The sequence below is a fragment of the Amycolatopsis sp. NPDC047767 genome, assembly GCF_040704195.1.
Lineage (GTDB): Bacteria > Actinomycetota > Actinomycetes > Mycobacteriales > Pseudonocardiaceae > Amycolatopsis.
Map to the genome: position 1 here is coordinate 1 of NZ_JBEYSJ010000065.1, position 23,545 is coordinate 23,545.

General features: G+C 69.7%; 16 protein-coding genes and 3 pseudogenes. 4 read left to right on the plus strand and 15 right to left on the minus strand.

Features of this window, described 5'->3' with window-relative positions:
- Positions 1 to 958 (minus strand): annotated as a pseudogene (locus AB0878_RS48500) (hypothetical protein); the annotation flags it as partial.
- 607 nt (positions 959 to 1,565) lie between these two features.
- Here AB0878_RS48500 and AB0878_RS48505 point away from each other — a divergent pair.
- On the plus strand, positions 1,566 to 2,486 hold the full coding sequence (locus tag AB0878_RS48505) for an NADP-dependent oxidoreductase (protein WP_366590270.1): 921 nt from the start codon (positions 1,566 to 1,568) through the stop codon (positions 2,484 to 2,486).
- 14 nt (positions 2,487 to 2,500) lie between these two features.
- Positions 2,501 to 2,983, plus strand: coding sequence for a cupin domain-containing protein (locus AB0878_RS48510; protein WP_366590272.1), 483 nt, complete (start codon positions 2,501 to 2,503; stop codon positions 2,981 to 2,983).
- Positions 2,984 to 3,231: 248 nt separating this feature from the next.
- Here the strand turns inward: AB0878_RS48510 and AB0878_RS48515 are convergent, their stop codons facing one another.
- From AB0878_RS48515 to AB0878_RS48550, 8 genes are all read right to left on the minus strand, one after another.
- Positions 3,232 to 3,402, minus strand: coding sequence for a transposase (locus AB0878_RS48515; RefSeq protein WP_366590274.1), 171 nt, complete (start codon positions 3,400 to 3,402; stop codon positions 3,232 to 3,234).
- Between the two features lie 706 nt (positions 3,403 to 4,108).
- Positions 4,109 to 5,113: a hypothetical protein gene (locus AB0878_RS48520; RefSeq protein WP_366590302.1), complete on the minus strand. Its 1,005-nt coding sequence runs from the start codon at positions 5,111 to 5,113 to the stop codon at positions 4,109 to 4,111.
- Positions 5,114 to 5,235: 122 nt separating this feature from the next.
- Entirely contained in the window at positions 5,236 to 7,482 is a 2,247-nt protein-coding gene (locus AB0878_RS48525; protein WP_366590276.1) for a xanthine dehydrogenase family protein molybdopterin-binding subunit, read from the minus strand.
- Positions 7,479 to 8,471, minus strand: a complete 993-nt coding sequence (locus tag AB0878_RS48530; protein ID WP_366590278.1) for a xanthine dehydrogenase family protein subunit M — start codon at positions 8,469 to 8,471, stop codon at positions 7,479 to 7,481. Before AB0878_RS48530 ends, AB0878_RS48525 begins: the two co-directional genes overlap by 4 nt.
- A gap of 1 nt (position 8,472) precedes the next feature.
- The gene (locus AB0878_RS48535) at positions 8,473 to 8,934 is read right to left on the minus strand and encodes a (2Fe-2S)-binding protein (protein ID WP_366590298.1); all 462 of its coding nucleotides are present in this window, start codon (positions 8,932 to 8,934) and stop codon (positions 8,473 to 8,475) included.
- 234 nt (positions 8,935 to 9,168) lie between these two features.
- Positions 9,169 to 9,660 (minus strand): helix-turn-helix transcriptional regulator, encoded by a 492-nt coding sequence (locus tag AB0878_RS48540; RefSeq protein WP_366590280.1) that lies wholly within the window; start codon positions 9,658 to 9,660, stop codon positions 9,169 to 9,171.
- Positions 9,621 to 11,264 (minus strand): hypothetical protein, encoded by a 1,644-nt coding sequence (locus tag AB0878_RS48545; protein ID WP_366590283.1) that lies wholly within the window; start codon positions 11,262 to 11,264, stop codon positions 9,621 to 9,623. Before AB0878_RS48545 ends, AB0878_RS48540 begins: the two co-directional genes overlap by 40 nt.
- A complete protein-coding gene (locus AB0878_RS48550) occupies positions 11,198 to 11,947 on the minus strand; it encodes an ATP-binding protein (RefSeq protein WP_366590286.1) in 750 nt (249 codons plus the stop codon). The genes AB0878_RS48545 and AB0878_RS48550 overlap by 67 nt, the downstream gene beginning before the upstream one ends.
- 551 nt (positions 11,948 to 12,498) lie before the next feature.
- Here AB0878_RS48550 and AB0878_RS48555 point away from each other — a divergent pair.
- The gene (locus AB0878_RS48555) at positions 12,499 to 12,933 is read left to right on the plus strand and encodes a hypothetical protein (protein ID WP_366590288.1); all 435 of its coding nucleotides are present in this window, start codon (positions 12,499 to 12,501) and stop codon (positions 12,931 to 12,933) included.
- A 44-nt stretch (positions 12,934 to 12,977) separates the two neighbouring features.
- Here the strand turns inward: AB0878_RS48555 and AB0878_RS48560 are convergent, their stop codons facing one another.
- Complete coding sequence (locus tag AB0878_RS48560; protein ID WP_366590290.1) at positions 12,978 to 13,802, minus strand: alpha/beta hydrolase; 825 nt, start codon at positions 13,800 to 13,802, stop codon at positions 12,978 to 12,980.
- Positions 13,803 to 14,014: 212 nt separating this feature from the next.
- Here AB0878_RS48560 and AB0878_RS48565 point away from each other — a divergent pair, with 212 nt between their 5' ends.
- A complete protein-coding gene (locus tag AB0878_RS48565; RefSeq protein ID WP_366590292.1) occupies positions 14,015 to 14,227 on the plus strand; it encodes a hypothetical protein in 213 nt (70 codons plus the stop codon).
- A 777-nt stretch (positions 14,228 to 15,004) separates the two neighbouring features.
- Here AB0878_RS48565 and AB0878_RS48570 read toward each other — a convergent pair.
- From AB0878_RS48570 to AB0878_RS48590, 5 genes and pseudogenes are all read right to left on the minus strand, one after another.
- Complete coding sequence (locus AB0878_RS48570) at positions 15,005 to 19,972, minus strand: AAA family ATPase (protein WP_366590294.1); 4,968 nt, start codon at positions 19,970 to 19,972, stop codon at positions 15,005 to 15,007.
- A 342-nt stretch (positions 19,973 to 20,314) separates the two neighbouring features.
- Complete coding sequence (locus AB0878_RS48575; protein WP_366590296.1) at positions 20,315 to 20,485, minus strand: hypothetical protein; 171 nt, start codon at positions 20,483 to 20,485, stop codon at positions 20,315 to 20,317.
- Positions 20,486 to 20,661: 176 nt separating this feature from the next.
- On the minus strand, positions 20,662 to 21,171 hold the full coding sequence (locus tag AB0878_RS48580; protein ID WP_366590300.1) for a transporter associated domain-containing protein: 510 nt from the start codon (positions 21,169 to 21,171) through the stop codon (positions 20,662 to 20,664).
- Positions 21,172 to 21,735: 564 nt separating this feature from the next.
- Positions 21,736 to 23,042: pseudogene (locus AB0878_RS48585) on the minus strand (IS701 family transposase).
- A 90-nt stretch (positions 23,043 to 23,132) separates the two neighbouring features.
- A pseudogene (locus AB0878_RS48590) lies at positions 23,133 to 23,456 on the minus strand (transposase); the annotation flags it as partial.
- Between the last annotated feature and the right edge of the window lie 89 nt (positions 23,457 to 23,545).

Consider the following 23,545-nt stretch of genomic DNA (forward strand, 5'->3'; position numbering starts at 1 on the left):
GGAGAAAACTTCCGCCGCCGTTCCGGCATTGCACATCCTCCAATCCAGACCAGACCTTATTAGGCCCACTGTCCGAAAAGTGGGAGGCGCGCCAGACATCCCAGAACAGGTGCTGGGCGGTGCTGGTGACGGTCGCCGGCCCGTCCGGCGTGCTGAAGATCAGATCGTCGAAGGACTTGTCCGTGGTAGTGACGTGCACCGCCGTGACCACGTGCTGCTCAGCGTCGTGGCTGTCGGGCTCGGCGTTGGTGATCGTGTCGCCGACGTGGACCTGGTCGATCGGTTTGCTCGAGCCATCAGCCATCAGGACGGCCGTGGCACCGGCGAAGCTGTTACACCCAGACGAAGCCTTGGCCGGACTGGCAGCGGGGGCCTCCTCCGCCGGCGCGGCCGCCGCCGGAGCACTCTTCGCAGCTGCAGGAGGCGGCGGCGGGTCCGCGGGTGTGGGCGCAGCGCCTGCTTCGCCGGCCGACTCCCCAGCAGTCGCTTCGGCCCCGGCTTCGCCACCGGTTGCTTCACCGGCACCGTCGCCGAGCATCTCGCCGGCGACTCCAGCACCGGCTGTGGCACCACCGGCCGCAGCTAAGGCGCCAGCACCCTCCGTGACCGCGGCAGCCGCGGCGCCGGCCGCAGCCCCGGCACCGCCGAACAAGGAGCCTTCGGTCGCGCCGGCTGCGATCGCGCCGAGGCAGAGGCCATCGGTGGCGACAACGCAGGCCACCGCGCCGACGACCGCGGCGACCGCCGGCTTGCGGGAGCGGCCTTTCTTCTTGGCGTGCAGTGAGAAGATCTGTTGCATCGAGCAGATCCGCCACACCCGGTTCTCCGAGGCGGTGAACCCGCGGCGGCCGAGCCGACCTTCACCGCCAACGACGTCCTGCACCGCATCGACAAGCTCGGCGACCTGCTCGCCGACCTCGATACCACCCGCGTCGCGCTGCCCAGCCGCTGAGGCCACGCGGCAACGGGTGCAGGCGAACCGGTCAGCCGTACCGCTTAGAGAGCTTCTTGGCGATGGCGATGGCGATTGCCGGCTTGGCGGTGTGGAACTCCTGAACGCAACCGACGCACAGCACGGTTGAGCGGATTAAGGAGCGCCGCGCCTCAACGGTCTTACGCCCCGATGACGATCAACCACGGTGCGTGGCCGTCACTCGCGAGGCGCCGCCCGACATCGGGTCGAACGTCATCGTCGAGTCCAGCTTGCCCAGTCCCGATAGGGTTGAAAACATTCACCGGACCCCGCCTACGCCGCACCGCCGCGCCCAGGTCGATCTGGTCCGTGCGGGTAGACGTCCAGACTACATCGATTTCGTCGAGGTCGGCGGCGAGCTCGCCCTCGTGTTCCACCGGCAGGGCCGCGTATAGTCTGTCGACACGGTGCAGGTCAGAGACGGTCTGATCACTGCTTATCGCGGGTCAGCAACCCGAGCAAACTCAATCACGTGCGAGCTGTCACATCGGGTGGGGCTACCTCGTCTCCCTGCTGAGAACGCACAACGTGGCGACGAGGGAACGCTCGCGAGCAGGTGCGCTCGATCGATCCCCTCCCAGTAAGGGTTGTCATGCAAGCGATCGTTGTTCGAGACCCAGGCGCCGGTATCGCCGGGCTGTCACTAGCGGACCTGCCTGACCCCCACGCGGCCCAGAACGACGTCCTGGTGCGGGTGCACGCCGCGGGTTTCACGCGCGGGGAACTCGACTGGTCGGCCACGTGGACCGATCGCGCGGGCCGGGACAGGACGCCGAGCGTGCCCGGCCACGAGCTGTCGGGTGTCGTCGTCGAACTGGGATTCGGCACCACCGGCCTGAGTGTCGGCCAGCGGGTGTTCGGCATGGCTGACTGGTTCCGCGACGGCTCGCTCGCCGAGTACACCGTGGTGGAGGCTCGCAATCTCGCACCGCTGCCGGCGGATGTCGACCACACCGTGGCGGCCGCGCTGCCGATCTCCGGACTGACCGCCTGGCAGGGCCTGTTCGACCACGGCCACCTGACCACCGGCCAGACCGTCCTGGTCCACGGCGCTGCGGGCGGCGTGGGGTCGATCGCGGTGCAACTCGCCCGCGAAGCCGGCGCCCGCGTCATCGGGACCGGCCGGACTTCTGACCGGGGCCAGGCGCTCGCGCTCGGCGTCGATACCTTCCTCGACCTTCAGTCCGAGAAGCTGGAGGACGTGGGCGAGGTCGACGTCGTGTTCGACGTGATCGGCGGAGACATCCTCGAGCGCTCGGCCGCCCTGGTGCGTGCCGGCGGCACGCTCGTCACCATCGCCATGCCGCCCACCGTCCAGCCCGCGGACGGGCGGGCCGTCTTCTTCGTCGTCGAACCCGACCGCGCCCGGCTCGCCGACCTCGCCACACGGCTGAGGGACGGACGGCTCAAGCCGATCGTCGGCGCCGTCCGGCCACTCGCCGAAGCACCCGCGGCGCTCGCCCCCGGCAAGCGCACCCCCGGCAAGACGATCATCCGCGTCACCGAAAGCTGAACAGGAGACCCCTCATGATCGGAATGCGGATCGCCGGTGGCGTCCTGACCGTCGCCACACTGACCGGGGCCACGGCCTGCACCGCCTCGGACCAGCCCGCCCCGGCCACGGCCCCGACAGCCGTCACGGCTCCGATGCCCACCACGGCAGCGCAGCCACCCACTGAATCCCTGACCCCCCTGATCCAGCAGGCCCTGCCGAACGTGCAAGGCAAGACCTTCACCTCCGTGATCGTCACCTTGCCGCCCGGCGCGCGCGCGGCGCCGCACCGGCACGGCGAGGCGTTCGTCTACGCCTACGTCCTCGACGGCACCGTGCGCAGCCAACTCGAAGGCCAACCCATCACCACATACCACCAGGGCCAAAACTGGATCGAGCAGCCCGGCGCGCACCACGTCCTTACCGACAACACCAGCACCACGGCACCGGCCCGGCTACTGGTCGTCTTCGTCGCCGATCCCGGAGCCCAGCTCAAGGTCGACGACCCCCACTCGTAGCTGCCCGGCACCGGTACGGCGGGCAATGCCCGGAAACCCCACAGGCGCAGGGCCGGTACCTTCGCTCACCTCGACGTCGACCCCGCCCGCTTCCAGTACCGGAGCACGCTCATCACCGGGCTGCCGGCATGGCTTTTATGCGTCGCCGCTACCACGTGACGGCCGCCCCTTGCCGGGAAGCGGCAGCAAACCACGGCGGCGCAGAGCGGCGGCCCTTGATTCCCTGCCGGACCGCTCGGGCGGGCTACCTATGCCTTGGTGCCGCCGTCGAGGAAGGTTTGCTTCCACGTGGACACCGACATCGGGCTCGCCCCATGTCGCCGCGCGGCCTCGGCCTCGGTCAGCTCACCGGACAGCATCGCGAGTACAACCCTGACCTTGTCCTCGATCGGGACCTTCGACCACCGCGTCCTAGCCATGGATCCCTCCTTCGGCTGCCGCGCTCGGAGCGTAAACCGAGCGACCCTGCCAAGAAGTTTGACGCAGGAGATCCACAAAGAGGGGAACATGCGTTCGATAGCAGGGCGTCGATGCAGCTCACCACGGTGTGCGCCGTCGCTGGTGTGACGACGAACGGTAGTGGCTGGCCTACAACCTGGACGCTATCGTCGTGTCGAGGTCGCTGCTGCGCTCGTTCGAAACAGTGCCGTCCGCGGGCTTGACTAGCGTGGCGGTACAAGGGCGGGCTTTGGGGAACCTAGATGCAGTGAGAGATCAACCGTTGACGTAGGGGGAGACGTCTGTGATTTAGGACGGCCGGATTCACACCGCGGCCCCCACCTCCGAGGTCGTGACCACGGTCGACAAGATCGAGTACCGCACCGGCCAGGGGCCGTGCCTCGACGCGATCGCCCAGCGTGAAGTCTTCCGCACCGGCAACCTGTCCGACGAACGACGCTGGCCGGCTTTCGCCCCCGAAGCCGCGGAGACGGGTATCCGGTCGATGCTGGCATCAGCGTGGGCGAGGCACAAGGCTGGGTCGGCCTGCACGACGCGGCGACGCTCCTCGCGGTGGACGAGAAAAGCCAGATGCAGGCGATCGACCGGGCCGCCCCGACCTTGCCGCTCATGCCGACAACGCCGGCGCGGATGACTCCGATGCCGGAAGTTCCGGTCAGGGCGGAATCACCCCGTCCGCGCGAACGGCCACCGTCGGCCGATCGCGACGTGCAGGATCACCGCCAGGCCGATGGCGTTGAGCGTGACGTGGCCGACCCAGTCGATCGCCGATCCGCGATCCCAGTGCAGCGAGTCGGCCAATGCCAGCAGAATCAGGTGCAGCGCCGCCGCGACGGCCAGAGAGAACACCAGAGACACTGCGCGTTCCTGTGGCAGGGACCACCGCGCCGGCAGGGCGTCCTCGAACAACATGCCGATGATGAGGCCCCCGGCGATGAACGATCCCGCCACCGCGGAAAGGGTGGGCGTGGACACCCCGGCGCCCTGCGCCAGGGCCAGGTAGGTCAGGATTCCGCCGCCGATCGTGACGGCGTTCCCGCTCACGAGGCGCACCCATTGCCGGCGGATCCGGCAGAACGGGAAGCCCCGCCACACGACGAAGAGCCACACCTGCCAGACCCCGACAAGGGTGAGTACGGCACCCAGCTGTCCGCCCGTGAGCAACCCGTGCCCCTCCCCCTGGAACGGTTTTCCGCCAAGCAGCAGCACGAACAGCACCATCGCGATCAGCCAGGCCAGCACCACCGCGCACGCCCCGGCGGGGATCGGCTTGAGGTAGCGGCGCAATGGCCAGCCCTCGGTCACCAAGGTCAGCTGGAGCGTCGCGACGAACGCCGCACCGGCGATCGGCATCGTCGCGGGGAACGTGCTCAGCTCGAGGATTTCCGGTGACGGGTCGAAGATCGCGGCGAAGGACACGTGCCCCACGACGGCCTGGCCGAGCACGGTCAGCGCGATCGCGGCCAGCACCACGAGCACCGTGTCCGCCCACCCCGCCCAGTTGGGCCCCAGCCGCGTGCCCGGCCAGTCCTCCCACCAGAACGCGATCATCGCGACCACCGGCAGCGAGAAGGTGACCAGCGGCGAGAGTACCAGCAGAGACGGCTCCGCACCGCCTGCCCCGACGGCGAGCAGGACCGCCACTGGGACCACCAGCAGCAGTCCTGCCACGCCGAGCCCAGGTTGCCGTGACCAGCGCGAAGACCCCGACCCGGCCGGGTCAACCCGCCGGTGGCGTTCGGATCGGCTGATCGTCGGGCGGTCGGAGGGTCTTCGTTCGTTCGCCTTCGTCGTCACGACCAGCTGTCCGCCGCGTCCATTACCAGCTCGGCCGTGATCGGGAGTTCGCGGATGCGGTGCCCGGTCGCGTTGAATACGGCGTTGCCGATCGCGGCCGCGACACCGACCTGACCGACTTCGCCGACGCCCTTCACGCCGAGCGTGTTGACGACGTCGTCGGCGACGTCGACGAACTCGACCTCCACTTCGGGCGCGTCGGCGTTGACCGGAACCAGGTACTCGCCGAGGTTCCCGGCGCCCCACCGGCCGCCGCGCGGGTCCATGCGGTTGCCCTCGAGGAGCGCCTGACCCATACCCCACAGCATGCCGCCGATCAGCTGGCTGCGGGCCAGCTTGGCATTCAGCACCCGGCCGGGCGCGAAGGCGCCCACCAGCCGGCGCACCCGGACGAGACCGAGGTCGGGGTCGACTGCGACCTCGGCGAACTGCGCGCCGAAGGTGAGCAGGCCGTGGGGCGTGTCCAGCGGCGGTGGCGACCAACTGCCCAGTGCTTCCACTTCGGACAGCCGGTGCCGCTGCATGACGTCGCCGTAGTTCTCGCCCTTCGCGGTGTCGTCGCGCAGCTGCATGCGCCCGCCGACCACATCGACCTTCGCCGGGTCCGCGCCGTGCAGCGGCGAGGCCTCATCGGACACCGCGAGGTCGATCAGCTGCTGCCGCAGGTTGGTCGCCGCGTCGTGCACTGCAGCGCTGATCATGCCCGCCCCCGCCGAGCCGACCGCGGAACTGACGTTGGGCAGATCGGTGTCGCCGCTGTGGAACCGGATGTTCGCGAGGGGGATGCTCAGCGCGTCGGCACCGACCTGGGTCATCGCCGTGAGCACACCGGTGCCGAACTCCTGGGTCCCGGCTTCGACCACCGCGCTGCCGTCGGCGTAGAGCCGGGCCCTGGCCCGCTGCGTCGGCATGAACAGCGGCACGGGGTAGGCGGCCGAGGCCATCCCGGTGCCGATGAGCCAGGTGCCGTCCCTGCGACTGCGCGGGGTGCGGCTCGTCTCCGACCAGCCGAACTTCTCCGCGCCGAGCCGCAGGCATTCGGGCAGCCCGTCGCTCGACCACGGGTTGCCGCGGTCGTCGACGTCGGTGTGGTTGCGCAGCCGCAGTTCGACCGGGTCGATGCCGAGCTCCACGGACAGCTCGTCCATCGCGGTCTCGAGGGTGAACGAACCGGCGGCCTCACCCGGGCCTCGGGTGAACGTCGGGGTCAGCGTGTTGCCGCGGATCAGGTGGTGCACGCCGCGGAAGTTGGCGCACTTGTACAGCTGGGAGGAGACCCCGGTCGCGGGCTCGGCCCACTCGTCGAACGGTGACGAGATCGACAGCTTGTGATGCTCCAGCGCGGTGAGCCGGCCGTCGCTGGTCGCGCCGAGCGACAAGGTCTGCTCCTGCTCCTCGCGGTGCCCGTTCGACGTGTAGGTCTGCGGGCGCGTGAGCACGAGCTTCACCGGGCGCCCGACGTGCCGAGCCGCCATCACCGAGAGGGTCACGTGCGGCCAGACCATGGCCTTCGAGCCGAAGCCGCCTCCCACGAAGTTGGCGATCACGCGGACGTGGGAGAGGGGCAGGCCCAGCAGATGCGCGACCGTGAGCTGGCTGGCCCGAATGCCCTGTGTGGAGTCGTAGATGGTCACCTGGTCGCCGTCCCACACCGCTGTCGTCGCCGGCGGCTCGAGGGCGTTGTGGTGGTTGGCCGCAAACCGGAACTCCAGGTCGAGCCGGACGCCGGCCTCGGCGAGCGCGGTGTCCACGTCGCCTCGCTCGTTGCGGGCGGGCATGAGGCCGCCGAAGAGGCGCTCGACCTCATACGCCTTGTCCCGGCCCTCGTCGATGGTCGTCGTCGACGGCGTGCGCTCGTAGCGGACCCGCAGGTTCGCGGCGGCGTGCTGCGCGCGTTCGTGGGAGTCGGCGACGACGACCGCCACCGGCTGCCCGAAGTAGTGCACGTGGTCGTCCTGCATCGGGAAGAAGCTGGCGCCCGGGGCGGGACCGCCGACCAGCGACGGCAGCAGCTGCGGCTGCCCCAAGATCTTGCCGAGGTTCTCATGGGTCAGCACCGCGAGCACGCCGCCGGTTTCGGTGAGCGGTTCGATCTCTGCGACGCGGCCGCTCGGGATCGTGGCGCCGACGATCACCGCGTAAGTCATGTCGGGCAGCACGATCTCCGCGGAATACCGCGCGGCCCCGGTCACCTTCGCCGGTCCCTCCACACGGGACACCGGCCTGCCGATCGCTTGGGTCATCGTGCTTCTCCCGAGAGCAGGGTGGTCAGGCCGCGGACCACAGCGCGCTTGGCGAGCTCGGCCTTGAACGCGTTGTCCCGGCGCAGCGACGCGCCGCTCAACTCCGCGGCCGCGGCCTCGATGAACTTCTCGCGCGTGGCCGGGGCGCCGATCAGCACCTCTTCGGCGCGCCGCGCCCGCCACGGACGGGTGGCGATGCCGCCGATGCCGAGGCGCACGTCGCGCACGACCCCGTCCTCGACCTCGACGGCGGCGGCGATCGATACGAGCGCGAACTCGTACGACTGCCTGTCGCGGAACTTCAGGTAAACCGAGTTCCGGGCGATCGGCAGCGCCGGCAGGTCGACGGCCACGATCAGCTCACCGTGCGCGAGCGGGTGCTCGACGTGAGGGCTGGTGCCCGGCTCGAGGTAGAAGTCGTCGATCGGGATCGCCCGGGCGCCGTCCGGCCCGATGGTGTGGACCATTGCGTCGAAGGCGACCAGGGCCACCGCCACGTCGGACGGGTGGGTCGCGATGCAGTGCTCGCTCGTGCCCATGATCGCGTGCCCGCGGTGGATGCCTTCCAGCGCGGAGCAGCCGGAGCCGGGCTCCCGCTTGTTGCACGGGGACATGTTGTCGCGGAAGTACGTGCACCGCGTGCGCTGGCACAGGTTGCCACCGATGGAGGCCATGTTTCGCAGCTGCTCCGAAGCACCCAGCAGCAGCGCCTGGGACGCCGCGGGGTAGCGCTCCTCCACCACGGAGTGGCGCGCGACGTCGGTCATCCGGGCAAGCGCGCCGATCCGGAGCCCGCCGTCGGACTGCTCCTCGATGTCGGCCAGCGGAAGGGCGTTGATGTCGACCAGCAGATCGGGGCCGGTAACACCCAGCCGCACGAGGTCGATCTCGGTCGTCCCACCGGCGAGGAAAGCGCTGTTCTCGTTGGCAGCCGCGGTCGCGACCGCGGCCTCCACGTCGAACGCCCGGGTGTAGGAAAGCGGACGCACGTCATCCCTCCCGCTGCTGGTCGCGGACGTCGCGGATGGCCGCCCGAATGTTCGGGTACGCAGCGCAGCGGCAGATGTTGCCGCTCATGTACTCGGCGATGGACTCGTCGTCCTCGGCGTTGCCCTCTTCGATGAGCTTGATCGCCGACATGATCTGCCCGGCCGTGCAGTATCCGCATTGGAACGCGTCGCGATCAATGAACGCCTGCTGCATCGGGTGCAGCTCGCCCTCCCGGGCGATGCCTTCGATCGTCGTGATTTCGCGGCCTTCGCACGTGACGGCGAGTGTGAGGCAACCGAGCACGCGGCGGCCTTCGACCCACACGGTGCAGGCACCACAAGTGCCCTGGTCGCAACCCTTCTTGGACCCGGTCAGCCACAGGTGCTCGCGCAGCGCGTCGAGCAGGCTGACCCGAGGTTCAAGCTCGAAGGCGTAGTCACGGCCGTTCACGGTCAGGATCACGGGCTCTGCGGCGGGCCCGCGAGCCGGTGTGGGCTCTTCCCGGGCCGGTCTGGCGGCCGGTACCTCGAGGTCCACGAAGAACTCCTCAGCGATTGAATTCGGTCAACTGTTGTCGGTCCTGCTCGAAGCAGAGTCGAAACCATCGTCATCGGACGAGTCGGCGTGGTCCATCGCATGGACGTGCGATATGAAAGCCCGGGCGTGGGGTGCGCACGGAGTGACCTCCGCACGGCGTCAAGCGTCGATCGCGTCGACGATTTTCGCCAGCTCACGACGGGAGTTGATATTCAATTTCGTGAACGCGCTACGTAGGTGTGAGCTCACGGTGTGCGGTGAAAGGACCAGGCGGGCCGCGGCCTCACGGTTCGTCGTGCCCTCCGCGATCAGGCGGACGACCTTGAGCTCCGCGCTCGTCAGGCTCTCCCACCCGGTGTCGGGGCGGTCGCGGGTGACCACCCGGCGGGCGGCGCCCTTCGCGGCGAGCACCCGGCCGACCCGGCGCGCATCGGCGGCGGCGTCGTGTTCGAGGTACGTGTCGAAGGCCGCGCTGAGCTGGGCGACCGCCCCGCGCTCGTCGTGCTCACCCAGCGCGCGTCCGACGTCCTCGGCTGCGGAGGCGAACAGCAGCGGCCGTTCCGTTCCTTTGAGCAACCGCGCGGCGTCGGCCAGCACCCACGGATCCGCCGTCAGCAGACCCTGCACGTGGGCGGCGACGCCCTCGAACACCCGGATCCCCGGGCTCTCCCGGTACGCCAGAGTGGCCGCTTCGGCCGCGCGCTCGGCCGCTGCCGGGTCGCGTGCGGCCAGCGCGGTCCGCACGACGCGAACGTGGTAACCGAAGTCGTGCGGCAGCAGAGGGGGCGTGGCGGGCAACGGGTCATCGCTGATGAGCCGGAGCGCCTTCGCGGGGTCGCCGCGACGCACTTCGCGTTCCGCCAGCACCCGTCGGGCCAGGCGCCGGACGTTCGGGGACGCGCCATCGGGCACGCGCCGGGCTGCGGCGACCACGCGCCGCGACCCTGGTGGACGTAGAGCGACGCCCATGCCGACAGTCGGACGATGGCGGCGTAGTCCCCGGTGATCTCGTCAGTGTCCGCGGTGTCGTGGGCGCTGGGGGCGAACTCGTCGCGCACCTCGCACAGCCGGCCGGCGGCGAGGGAGAGCAGCCCGTCGAACCCCGCCCAGGCGTCCACGATCACTGTGGCGGACACGTGCCGAGCCCGGCTCACGGCACCCTCGAGCACACTTCGCGCGTCGGCCACGCGGCCGGACACGGCGAGCAGGTGCGCACGGTGGAAGGGGACGATCTCCTGCCAGTCGGCGTAGGGTGCGCCCCGCACCTGCTCGGCCACCGCCTCGATGCGGTGCGACGCCGCGGTGATCCGGCCGTACGCGCTGTCGGCTGCGGTGAGGGCGAGTTCGGTCAGCACCCGCGACTGCAGGTCGTCGCAGAGCCTGACCTCGGCGGCGTTCTTTTCCGCTTCCTCGGGCCGGCCACTCATCGCGAGGTTGTAGGCGAGCCACGCCTGGTGGCGGGCACGCAACACCGGCGGCAGGGCCGGCAGTTCGAGGGCCAGCAGGTTGTCGCGCAGCCGGTCACCGGTCGGTCGGGTGTACATGCTCGCGAGGCTGAGCCGCACCTTCGCCTCCGGCACTGCGGACAACGCACCGGCCAGCGTGGAGTCGCCGAGCTCGCGGGCCTCGTCCGACCGGCCCGCGCGGTGCAACAGGTGCAGGGCGTCGGCCACGAGCGACGAGCGCGCCGGGTCGTGCGGCGGCAGCAGGCGCAGCGCCCGGACGCTCAGCTCAGCCGCGCTCTGGGAATCGGAGGCCACGATGACGTCAGCGGCCTGGCGGACCAGTGCGACGGCTTCGCGATCCCCCACTTCGGCGCTGTCGGCCATCCGCAGCGCGATCTCGGTCGGCGCCGCCCCGGTCGCGAGCAGCACACCGCTCACCTCCCGCTGCAGCGCGCGGTGCAACGAGCGCGGGGTGGCGGCGACCAGCGCCTGACGGAACAGACCGTGGCGGAACCGCAGCTGGTCGTCGTCCTCGACGAGAAGGTCGGCGTCGAAGGCTTCGGCGATGATTTCGATCAGCTCCGACGGACGCTTATCCAGCGTCGCGGCCCAGTGCGCGACCGAGAATCGGCGCGGCAGCACCGCGGCAACCCGAACCGCGCGCTGCGCGGCGGCCGACAGCCGGTTCAGCCGCCGCTCCATCAGCTGCATGACCCGGCGGGGCGGCGCACCCGAACAGACCATCACCTGGCCGTCGACCGTGTGCAGGCGCTGTTCCTCCAGCAGGCCGTGCACGAGCGCCGCCACCACGGCGGGTTCCCGTCCGCCTGCTCGGTCAGCTCGATCAGCACCGGGCCCGCGGGTTCGCCCACGACGTCGAAGAGGATCTGGGTCACGGCGGGACCGGGCAGTGCGCCGAGCCGCACGCGCCGCGCGCCGTTGGCCTCCAGCCATGCCAGCGTCTCCGCCACGAGTGGTGGAGCCCAGCCGGTGCTGACCGCGAGCACCCAGAGCACGGGCGACCGCCGGAGACCGTCGACGAGGCACCGAAGGCCCGCCAGCGTCTCGGAGTGGGCCCACTGCAGATCGTCGATCACCACCGTCAGCGGGCCGTCGGCCGCCGCGGTCTCGATCGCCGCCGCGACTTCGTGCAGAGCCCACTGCGGTGAGCCGGGCGTCGCGACGAGCTGCCGAGCGAGCCGGCCGGCGAGCACCGACTCCTCGCCCTCGGCGAGCGCGGAAAGCAACACCGCGAACGGACAGGTCCGCTGCCCCTCAAGGACCGTCCCGGCCACAGCCCGGATGCCGTAACGTCCGGCCCGCGTACTGACCTCGCGCAGCAGCCGGCTCTTCCCGACTCCGGGCGGTCCTTCGAACACGAGTACGGCACTGCCTCCGCGCCGCAGCGCCGAGAACGACTCCTCGACGACCGCGAGCTCAGGTTTGCGGCCGCGTATGAGCGGCGTGGAGCCGTCGGAACCGGGTGTGCTCACGGGAACCGCCGACCCCCTCGTCGCTTTTCCGCCGTGCGGTGCGGTTCCATGCATTACTTCCCCCTCACCGATACCGCCGATACCGCCGATACTTGACAGAATTGTCAAAGACGTTCATGAGCCCGCACCGACCCTGGAGCCCGGGACCACGTCAGCTCGGCGTCGGACGGCCGGCTCCCGAAAGACTTGGTCAAGTCACTGAGCTCAGGGTGCCACGCTGAAGACCGGCGAGCTGCCAGACCTCCGCGCGCTGCACAAAATTCACACAGGCTAGCTATCGGCCCAGGTCATCTCAAGGACGACGGCACGCGTGGTGACGTTCGGGCAACCACCTGTTCCGACTCTGCGCACCCGAAACGGCGGATGCCGGGATCACCCGAATCGGGCCGGGACGACTGTCCCGGAGGACGCCCACCGCTGTTGTGCGACGCTCGGCCATGGCAGGAGCTCCCTTGGCTGGGCCGAAACCACACGACCATCTGAAACCGTGTCTGACCGTGTCTTGGTCCAGGTGGTGACCGCGGACCGAGGAGAACCCGAGAGAGGTACCGATGAACTTCCCCACTGAACTGGCCGCAACCGATGGCGCGCACGTCGCCGTGGTCGTGGGCATCGGGGCGCTGATCCTGCTCCCCGTGATCTTTTTCGTGGCCGCACTCGTCAGCATCCTGGGTAGCCCGCTGACCGGCGGCATGAGACTTGTCTGGGTCGTGTTCGCGTTCTGCGCGCCGTTTCGCGGGCCGCTGCGTCCGGTTCGCCTCTCGACAGGCGGCGCGACGCCGTGGTCCGCAAGGTCGACGCCGGCACCAACGTCCGCTATGGCGAAGCCGGCGCCTAAGAAGGTGCAGATCGAGGCCGACCGCAAGCCGACGTCACCGACCGTGCCGGGAGGGAGCCGAAGGTCCACCTCGAATGTGACGCGGTCGCACCAGAGCCAACGAGCTCGGCACGCACCGCAGGCCCCGGACGACCCGCGAATTCGTTGACTTTTAGCCGTACCACGAACCCGCGGGCCTCCGTGCTCACCCGATCAGGAGCGGATGAACTCGAGCAGGTCGGCGTTGATCGTCTCGGCCTGCGTCGTCGGCATGCCGTGCGGGAAACCGGCGTAGGTCTTCAGCGTTCCGTTCTGCAGCAGCTTCGCCGAGAGCGGACCCGAGTCGGCGTAGGGGACGACCTGGTCGTCGTCGCCGTGCATGACCAGGGTCGGCACGGTGATCTTCTTGAGGTCCTCGGTGAAGTCGGTCTGGGAGAACGCGACGATCCCGTCGTAGTGCGCTTTCGCGCCACCCATCATCCCCTGGCGCCACCAGTTCTCGATCATGGCTTCGGATGGCTCGACCCCTAGCCGGTTGAAGCCGTAGAACGGACCCGAAGCGACGGCCCGGTAGAACTCCGAGCGGTTCGCCAGGAGCTGGGCCTGCATGTCGTCGAACACTGTCTTGGGCAAGCCGCCGGGATTGGCGTCCGTCTGCACCATCAGCGGCGGCACGGCGCTGAGCAGCGCCGCTTTAGCGACCCGCGACTCGCCATGCCGGGCGAGGTAACGCACGACTTCACCGCCGCCAGTCGAGTGTCCGACGTGGATCGCGTCGTGCAGGTCGAGGTGGGCGGCCACCGCGGCCAGGTCGTCGGCGTAGTGGTCCAGGTCGTGCCCGTCGGCCACCTGCGCCGACCGGCCGTGCCCGCGCCGGTCGTGCGCGATGACGCGGAAGCCGTGCTGCAGGAAGAACAGCATGTGGGTGTCCCAGTCGTCTGATGACAGAGGCCAGCCGTGGCTGAACACGATCGGCTGGCCGCTGCCCCAGTCCTTGTAGAAGATCTCGACGCCGTCGTCGGTGGTGATCATCGGCATGGGTGCATTCTCGGCTTTCTCGGGGTGCGACGGCTCCCCCGTCGGGGCCTGTCACAGTCGATGATCACGTTGCACTGCCGGCCGCGTGCCGGGCAAGACCACGTCTGAAATTGTGGGGACTGCGTCCCGCTCGGGCACGCCAGGGAGCAGGAGTCGCGAGGGCTGTGGGTGGCGGCCCCGCTGCACGGGGCACGGGCACGTCGCACCCACCGGTGACCCGGTGGCCTATACCTCCGGCGGGCTGGTTCGGCCGCGAACGCACGCAGTACCTGCCGGTACGGCCCGAGGTTGCCGTCGACGCCGAGACCGACCCCACGGTCGAGTATTCGTTCACCAGTCGGCGGTTGCCGCGCGTGCACCGCAGGCGGCTCGACCTCGACGCGAACGACGTGCAGCCTCGCTCGCCGATGAACAGCGCGCAGTAAGTCGCGGCCGGCAGAAGGAATACAGACTCGCCGACGGCAAAAGTACCCCGCCGGCGCGCAGTCCAACTCGTTGTGCGGCTACAACGGGACCTCCGTCCGAGCGATGTAGGGCTCGGGTCCGACAATCGGGGTGACGGCACGACGATCGGCATTCGAGGCGGGCGGAGATGGCCAGCCAACTGCACACGGCGCGTTCGGCGAGCCACAAGCCGGGTCCCACGCGGCCGCTGGCCCCGGGGAGGACCGAGGTGCCGCGACGGCTCGTTTCGGCTCTGTGACCGCCGCCCTGAGGGCTCCCGCGAGGCGAGAAGGCCATTGCGTGCGAAGCGCGGCGGCCGTCATGAGCGCAAGGTCGGCGAGCAGCTGCGGCGGCGGGACGAGGCTGCCGTAGGACCGGCGCACGCGCTGGGACCAGGTGGAAGATGGCGGGCCTGACGGCCAGCGTGCCGGAGGGGTCGGCGCCGAGGGCGGGGGCGAGCAACTGCGGGCGGTGTCCCACAGAAAGACCAACGCGCGCCATGGGCCGAGATGATCGAGGCCGTCGAGGCGGAGGGCCGGCAGCTGATCCGGCAGCGGTTGAGAATCCCGATCAGGCGGACGAGCAGCCGTTGACCCCGCTCAACGACCTGCCGGATCCTGGCAAGCCAGGCGGGAAAGCGCGTCTCGACCGCGCCGCGCTCCCGGCGCGGTCGAAGGAGAAGCGCACCGCAGCGCAGCTGCAGGCCCGCCGAGCAGGCGAATTCGGCGTTGCGCTCGCGTGGGAGCGTCGGCGCACCATCACTCCGGCGAGTTGATCGCCCCTGCATCGATTTCCATGGCGGACGACAAGTCCGCGCCGTCGAGCGGGAGCTTCGCCTGCAGGCTCGTCCCCGATCCGCGCGGGCTCTGGATAAGGATCCGGCCGCCGATCGCCTCGACGCGGTCTTTGAGGCCGAGTAAACCGGTGCCCCCGGTGAGCCCGGCGCCGCCGACGCCGTCATCGCGTACCGCGATGCGCAATACGCCGTTCGCCGCGTCGGAACGGATGGTCACGGCGACCGAGGATGCCCGCGAGTGCTTGGCCGCGTTGGTGAGTGCCTCCGCGACGATGAAGTAGGCGCTGACCTCGACGTGCTTGGGTAGTTTCGGCAGCGGGGGCAGATCGAGGTCGACCGGGATCGGTGACCGGCGGCCGAGCGTGCGTATGGCGGGCTGGAGCCCTCCCGTGTCCAGGATTCCCGGGTGAATGCCGCGCGCGATCTCCCGCAACTCGTCGATCACGCTGACGGCTTCGGCGGCGAGCTCGCCAAGATCGCTGGCGAGTTCCCCGGATTCCACTGCCTCGGCCGCCCGTAGCCGCAGGGCGAGCGAGACGAGCCGCTGCTGGGCGCCGTCGTGCAAGTCCCGCTCAATGCGGTGGCGCGCCTGGTCGGCCGCCGTCACGATGCGGGCCCGTGAGGCGGTGAGCTGGGTGTACAGCTGGGCATTGTCGAGCGAAACGGCGAGCTGGCCCGCGATGAGCTTGACGGCATCAAGCCGTTCCGCGGTGAACGCGCCGCGGATCAGGCGGTTTTCCAGCAGCAGAGCGGCTCGCAGGACGCCGCGGCTCAGGATCGGCACCGCGAGCAGCGAGCAGCACGTGAGGTCGGCGAACCACGGGTCGCGGGCAAAACGTTCGTCGCGGGTGGCGTCGGTGACAACCAGCGGCTCGCCCGTCCGCTGGACGTAGCGCACCACCGACAGCGGGGCCGCATGTTCGTCGAGGGTGTCCACCACGTCGCTACCGGGGGTGGGCAGCAGCCAGTCATTGAGATCGTCGCTCCAGTGAAGCAGCTGCACGGCGGTGGCGCCGGTCAGCGAGGAGAGCACCTCGACGACACGGGCGCGCAGGCGACCGATGCTGGTCTCTGAGCTCAGCGCCTGGGAGGCGGACAGGATACCGAGCAGGTCGAGGGTTCCGGTGGTGATGACGGAGCGCTGAGGGAGGCCGGCGGCGAGCTCGCCGCCGAGCCCTGGCGTGGTGTCGGTTCCGGGTCGCAAGGTGGGATAGGCCCAGTCGAGCTGGGCGACCTTGGCGGTCGCTCCCCAGGCGGCGTAGCACTGGCGGGCCTGGATGAGCAGTTCTTGGCCGGTGTGGTCAAGGCCGTGGGCTAGGTGAAAGCGGGCCGCGCGCTCGGTGATCAGGGCTCGGTGCCACGGACGTTGGTGCCGGACAGCCTCGCGGCGGGCGGTGTCGAAGGCCAGGGCGCCGGCGCGGAAGTCGCCGACCGTCCAGGCCCGTTCGGCCTCGAGCAGCCGCAGCAGGTGCAGGAAGTTGTCCGGGGCGTCGGCGGCGCGGGCGGCCAGCCAGCTCGTCACCTCGTCCAGGTCGGTCAGCAGCGCCGCACGTTGGTCGCCGTCGGTGGCGCGGGCATGGCCGGCCAGGGCCAGCCCCCGCAGCAGGCGGGCCAGGGCGGACGGGTAGAAGCCCGAGGTCGCCTGGAGCATCGGCATCGCGGCAGCGGTGTGCCGCGCCAGGCCGGCCGGATCGCCGAAGACGGCGGCGGCGACCGCTCGGGCCAAGTGGGCGAACAGGAGCGCCGACGGGTTGTCGGCATACCTGGCGATGGGGATGGAGTCACCGGCTTGAACTGGGCTTTCGCCGCGCAGGACAGCCGCCAGCCACCGATAGCTCTCGAGCCACTGGGCGGTTTGTTCGCTACCGGTGCGGCGCACGAAGGCCAGGCCGGCATCCACCTCGGCGACGTAGTCGTCCAGCGAGGGGGCACACTCCAGCAGTCCCGCCACACCAGGTGCGTAGGCGTATCCGGCCCAGGCCGGCTCGCCCGCTGCGATCAGGGCTTCCCGGGCACACTCGGCCATTCGGACGGCGTTCTCGATCGGCTCGAACCAGCAGCAGACACTGGCGAACGCCGAGCGCACTGGAGCGGTGTCGGGTTCGTAGCCGCGGGCATCGCCCAGCTCCAGGAGCCGGCGCATCGCGCGGTATGCGGCGGCGTAGTCGTCGCGCAGCACCATCGCGGCGATGGCAGCGTGGCTCGCCGGCCCGATCAGGGTCCGGCCGGGCCCGTGTCCGAGCCAGATCCGCAACGCCTCCAGGCTCAGCCACCCGTACAGGGCGACATCGGGGACGAAGTAGGCCGGCGGCAGAACCACGTTGATCAGACGGGACGCGGCGAGCAAGGTGGGCTCGGCCAGATCCGGCCGGCTCAGGTCGTCGGCGGGGCCGCTGTGGTCCAGCCACTGGTACAGGTAGTCGAACTGACCGTCGAGCTCAAGGGGGAGCCGGTCGGTCGTGGGAACGACGATGCCGCAGTCAGCCAAGGACTCCCTGCCGAGCTCGATCGCCTCCCTGAAACGTTTCCGGTGGGTCAGACTGCGCACCTCCAAGCAGGTGGCGTCGGCACGCTGCATGGCGCTGGGACACAGTCGGGCGATCATGCGGTACTCGTCGGCCGCGTCGTCCAGGCGCCCCAGGCTGTACAAGGCGGCATGGCGGCCGCTGTGCAGCTCGACCCGAGTGCCGATCGCCTCCGGGTCGACCAGCTGCAGCGCGGCGGTCAGCAGCGCGTGCACCAGCGCGTGGTCCCCGATCAACCGTGCCTGGCAGGCAGCGCGGCGCAGCAGCTTCACCGCTTGTGTTCGCTCGGCGGCGTCGCCGACGGCGTCGGCGACAGGTAGGTACTGCTCGGCGGCGGCGGCGAACAGCTCCGGCACCCCGGCCAGCCGCCGGGCCATGGCCAGATGGAGGGCGCCGCGCCGGTGGGGGCCGAGCCGGCGAATCACGGCCTCGCGGATGCGGTCGTGCGGAAACCGGACCTCCCCGCCGTCGACTTCCAGAAAGCCTTCGTCGAGGACCGGCGCCAGGTGCTGGTGGAGCGCGGCTTCCGGTTCGTCGGTGGCGGTGCCCAGCAGGCTCAGCTCGGCGCGCCCGCCTAGACAGGCCATCGCCTCCACCAACGCTTGGGACGGCGCCGGCAGGGCCTCGACCCGCGCCGCCACCAGGGAGCCGACCTCCGACCGGCCCAGATGCGCCCGCACCGCTGCGGAGTCCCACTGCCAGCCGGTACCGCTGGCAGTGAGCATCCCCTCTCTTCCCAGTGCGTTGAGCAGCTGCACGGTTTCGAATGGGTTGCCGGAGGTGCGCGGCGCGAGCACCTCGGCCAGGCCCGTCGCCGCGTCTGCGTCGGCGTGCAGCATGTCGGCGACCATGGCGGCCACCCCCTGGAGGGGCAGCTCGCCCAGCCGCAGGGACCGCACGCCGGGCCGGGCGCGGGAAAGCAGTGCCGCGAGCGGCCGTGCGGAGTCCACGTCCTCGTCTCGGTGCACCCCCACCAGCAGCAGGCCGGCGATCGGCTCCTCGTCGAGCAGAAGGTCGACGAACCCGAGCGGGCCAATCCCCGCCCATTGCAGATCGTCGAGGAACAGCACCACCGGTCGCTCCGGTGAGGCGACCGCCCGCAGGACCTGAACGCTGTTGTGCTGTGCCCGCGATTGCGCAGTGAGCGGGTTGCCGGGATCGGGCGGCACGTCGAGCAGGGCGGCGAACTCCGGCACCACCGCGGTCATCAGACCGGCGTTGGAGCCCGCCGCGTCAGCGATCCGTCGTCGGACCAGATCCAGCTCGCTCTCCGGCTCGGCCAGCAGCAGCCGGCCGAGGCAGCGGAACGCCTGGTACAGCCCGTCGAACTCCAGATCTCGCCGGTACTGGTCGAACTTGCCCGCGAGGAACCAGCCGCCCCGGCTCGCCACCGTCGGCCGCAACTCATCGACCAGTGTCGTCTTTCCCGCCCCGGCGGCGCCGCTGACCAGCATCCCCCGGCACCGGCCCCCGAGCGCGTCCTCGAACGCCGCCTGCAACACGGCCACCTCGGCGTCGCGCCCCACCAGCCGGGGCGGCGCGGCCAGCGCGGGCGGGAAGTCGTGCTCACCGACGCGGAGTGAACCCGTCGCCGGCCCGGCCCGGGTGCTCCGTACCCGTTCCAGGTCGTAGACCAGGCCCTCCGCGGTCTGGTACCGATTGTCCGGCTCCTTCTCGAGCAGATGCAGGATGATCTCGGAGACTGGCGGCGGCAGCGCCGCGTTGACCTCATTCGGCGGCGTCGGGACTCGCGCAAGGTGGTCGTGAGTGAGCCGCAGCGGGTCGCCTGAGCCGAACGGCGGCGCGCCCGTCGCCAGTTCGTACAGCGTCGCGCCCAGCGAGTACAGGTCGGTTCGCCGATCCACCGGACGGCCGGTGCGGCCGGTCTGCTCGGGCGCCAGGTACGCCAGCGTCCCGACGATCTCGCCGCGATCGGCGGACCGGTCACCGCCCTCGGCGACGGATGTGGCCAACGCGAAATCCACCAGGCACGGCGCACCGTCGGAAGAGATCACCACGTTCGCCGGCGTGATGTCGCGGTGGAGCACCCCGCGACAGTGCACAGCCGCGACGGCCCTGGCCAACCCCAAACCGACGTCGACCAAGAGTCCGACGGGCAGCGGCTCCGAGAATCCCGCCAGATTCCGGGCGCCCGCGTCCGCCAGCACGATCGAGCCTGGAAACCGCGGCGCCTCCACCAATTGTGCGACACCCGCAACACCGCGAAGCCGTTCCAGCACCGCCCGCTCGTGCCGCAGCCGCCGCTGCGCGTCCGGCCCTAGCGGCTGCTTGCCGACGACGGTCCGCCCGGGGAGGAACAGCCGTACAACGCGGGTCCGTTCGTTCTCGTCGAGAATCTCGACCCGCGCCGACGGGTCGTGGAGCGGAAGTTCACCCTCGCCCATCCGGCACCTCCACCGTCGGACTCGAGACCTCCTGCTTACACCCATTTCAGCTCGATGGCGATCCCAGCACAGCAGCGCGATGTCAAGTTGGCGGCGAGGGTCCGGTGCTGTGGAGCCCGCGTCGACGAGGACGCGCACGCGGTGTCGCCGGTGCGCAACCAGAGATCACCGGCCACCGCGACCGATCTCGGCCATCCCGGGCTGCGCGGGCCGGCGTAGGTCTCGTGATGGAAGACGCTGATAAACAACGCGAAAGCTGGTCAGGCACCCGCCACTTGACCTGGCGTAGCTGCGGGTGAGCTGCGCCAGGTCAAGTGATGACGTGCCGCGGTCGGGGCCAGGCTAGGAAACAACGTTGGGTGCGAGGCGGGCATCGGCCGCGCTGGAACCCACCTGGCGTACGTTCTCGGTAATCGGCAGGCTCGACTCGACGCCGCAGGCTGTCTGCTCAGCCGCCGCAGCCCCGCTCGGCCCGGTCGCCGCGGCGATGGGTTCTTCCTTCGCCTGTGCCATGGTGCGCAGAGTCCACCTGTGGTGCGCAATTCCGGTGGGATCGCGTAAATCGAGACCCGCCATCTACACCGCGGCGAGGACCAGGCCGGCCCCCGCGGCGGTGAGGGCGCCCAGCAGCGAGGCCGTGCTGACCTTGAAGCCGGCGACGGCGAGCTGCAATCGGGAGGGCAACATCGTCAAGCCGCACAGGGTAAAGGACTGGGAGCCGACCGATGGGTCGCACACGTTCGAACAGGCAGCTCACCGACCCGGCGGCCGCGATGTAGAACGGCCCCGTCATCAGCGGCCAGCCCGGAGACGTCTGCGGCAAGCGTGGCAGCTCGGTGCCGTGCACTTCCTGGAGCCTCACGAGCGCGAACAACCGAACAGCGCAACAGGCCGGCGCTCATCGCACCTCCTCCCCCGTCTGGCTCGGTGCCGGGCGGATGCTCAACTGCACGGCGCGAGGCACGTGGCGGACGACCGAGTCGACCCCGGATCACCACGACCTGCTGCGCGGGTTCATCGCTGGGGCCGGGTGCCGAGACGGTGACTTCGTCACTCACCTGCGCCGCGCGGCCGAGACCGCGCAGCACCAGCCCGGAGATGGTCTCGTACTCGTCGTGCTCGGGCAGTGCAATCCCGGTTGCGTCGGCGATTTCGTCGATCCGCAGCCGTCCGAGGACCGCCCAGAACCGTCGGGACAGCGTTCGGCGGCGCGAATCCGGGCTTACTGGTCAGGGCTGTACCGCTACTGCTGAACCCCGGATCACCCGGGAAACGCCGGATTGCCGAAGGCGTGAACAGCGGTGTTTCGGCTGTCCAGACGGGTCACCCTCGGGGCCTCCGGCGGCCAAACCGGCGCCGTGTGCCGTGCCCGCTGGCCTCGGCCTGGCGGCGCGCGCTCGAGCCGCTGCTGCTGCAGCTCGGTGCGGCAATTTCGGCGCGCCGGGCGTACGGCGGTCCTGCTCGGCGCCGAAAGCCGGTGACGGCGGCATGCCGGGCTTGTTCGGCGCGCTGGTCGCGGCGGAGCGCGGCGGCCGCGGCGTGGCCGTGTTCGGCCACCGCGCCGGGCAGATCCATCCCTCCGCACTGCTGGAGCACCCGCTCGCCGGCGCGGCCGTAGTTTTCCTTTCGCCGGAAGTACACGTCGACGCTGGGGGCATGAGTGTGCGTCGCCGGCGGCGCGAGTGCGCACCGTGCCCAGGGTGGTCACTACCCGGCACTCCAGGCAGTGTCAAGGCAGCTTGACGAGTCACCCCTAAGGGGATTTAGTACTGCAACGACACTTCGTGATGGCCGCGTCGTCGGTAATGGCTGGCTCGCGCTCGGGCTTGGCTGGTGCGTCGCCATCGTGACCAGTGCATCGCGTGCTGGGTTGTGTGGCGGATCGGCGCGGTGACGCGGTTGAGCAGTCTGCGAATTTCGTTGGAGGTGAGCGGTATCAGGCCGGGTGTGGGTCCCCTTTTTTCGCGGCGTCTCGGGTGAGGACGAGGAATGCCGCCGCAGCCATGGAGAGGGTGATATGCCGATACCATGCTTCGTATCGGCGGACCTGGTAGTGGTCGAGTCCGGTTTCGTTTTTCGCGGTTTGAAAACTTTCTTCGATTGCCCCGCGGCTTCCGGCGACTCGCACCAGTTCGCGGATATCGGTGCCAGCGGGGCCAAAGCAAATATAATAGGCGATGTCGGTGGGATCGCTGACCGAGCGGCGAGCCAGCAGCCAATGGCCCACTTCTTGCCGGCGCAGGGGCCGGATGTCGACCACCGCCCAATCGTAGATCCGCTGCCCGTGCGCTCCATCGCCGCAGGACAGACGCTGCCAGGCGGCCGGTTCGACCTCCGCGATGACGGCACGGGCGCGTCGTTGTCGCAGATCCATCGAAATCACCATTTGAGACTTGGGTACTGCGAGCACATGTGCGATGTCGTGTTCTTCCAGCCAGAGCCGTAGTCGCCCGACCTGGCCGTAGGCTTCATCGGCGGTGAACCATGCAAACGGGATTCCCGCGGCGAGCGCACGTTCCATCATGCGTTGTGCCAGCTCGGGTTTGGTCGCGAATCCGACATCGTCGGGAATACCAGCCGCAGCGCACCGGCCCCGATCGGCGATCCACTCTTTCGGTAGATACAACCCGCGATCGATCAAAGCCCGTCCCCGATCCGAGGCATACGCCAAGAACACGCCGATCTGCGAATTCTCGATCCGCCCGGCCGTGCCCGAATACTGGCGCGCCACGCCGGCGGACTTCGTGCCCTTCTTCACGAACCCGGTCTCGTCCGCGATCACGACGCCGCGTTGCGCGTCCGCCAGCACCTCGACCACCGCAGCACGCACATCGTCACGCACGCCATCGGCGTCCCAGGCGTAGAAGTTCAGCAGCCGCTGCATGCCCTGCGGACCGGCCTCACCGGCCATCTCCGCCAGGGTCCAGCCGTTCTTGCGCTCAACTTCGGCCAGCAGTCCCCGCAGGTAGGACACCATCTGCCGCCGCGGCTCCACCCGGGAAAACCGCGTCGCGAACCGCCCCGCGAACGCAGCGAACTGCGCCGACCAGTCCGTCACCATCTCCAGCACACAAGATCAACTACACGACCGTCGAACCAGGGCCTAACCGACACGCCGGGCAATTTATAACGAAGTGTCGTTGCAGTATTAGAGCGTGTCTCATGTGGCTAGTTTGCGGAGTTTCTTGTAGCAGGTGAGGCTGGCTCCGAGGATGAGGAAGGCGAGGAAGTGTTCGGCTTTGCGTTCGTAGCGCAGGGTGAGGCGGCGGTATCCGGTGAACCAGGCCATGGTTCGTTCGATCACCCAGCGGTGTTTGCCGAGCTTGTCCTTGGATTCGATGCCCTTGCGGGCGATGCGGACCTTGATGCCGTGGTCTCGGACCCAGCGGCGGAGGTCGGGCTGGTCGTAGGCCTTGCCGGCGTGCAGCTTGGCCGGCTTGCGGCGTCGCGGACCGCGGCGGGAGCGGATGGCGGGAATTGAGACGCCCCGAAATTTCCGGACAGCTTTCGTATGGCTAATTCATGCTGCGAGCTGTCGGTTCAGGTACTCGTTGTGGACCTCTAATGGGGTCT

Excerpts from the sequence above, each read along its gene's own strand:
- AB0878_RS48505 (WP_366590270.1), top strand. The coding sequence starts at position 1,566 with ATGCAAGCGATCGTTGTTCGAGACCCAGGCGCCGGTATCGCCGGGCTG.
- AB0878_RS48510 (WP_366590272.1), top strand. The coding sequence starts at position 2,501 with ATGATCGGAATGCGGATCGCCGGTGGCGTCCTGACCGTCGCCACACTG.
- AB0878_RS48515 (WP_366590274.1), bottom strand. The coding sequence starts at position 3,402 with ATGGCTAGGACGCGGTGGTCGAAGGTCCCGATCGAGGACAAGGTCAGG.
- AB0878_RS48525 (WP_366590276.1), bottom strand. The coding sequence starts at position 7,482 with ATGACCCAAGCGATCGGCAGGCCGGTGTCCCGTGTGGAGGGACCGGCG.
- AB0878_RS48555 (WP_366590288.1), top strand. The coding sequence starts at position 12,499 with ATGAACTTCCCCACTGAACTGGCCGCAACCGATGGCGCGCACGTCGCC.
- AB0878_RS48560 (WP_366590290.1), bottom strand. The coding sequence starts at position 13,802 with ATGCCGATGATCACCACCGACGACGGCGTCGAGATCTTCTACAAGGAC.
- AB0878_RS48570 (WP_366590294.1), bottom strand. The coding sequence starts at position 19,972 with ATGGGCGAGGGTGAACTTCCGCTCCACGACCCGTCGGCGCGGGTCGAG.
- AB0878_RS48575 (WP_366590296.1), bottom strand. The coding sequence starts at position 20,485 with ATGGCACAGGCGAAGGAAGAACCCATCGCCGCGGCGACCGGGCCGAGC.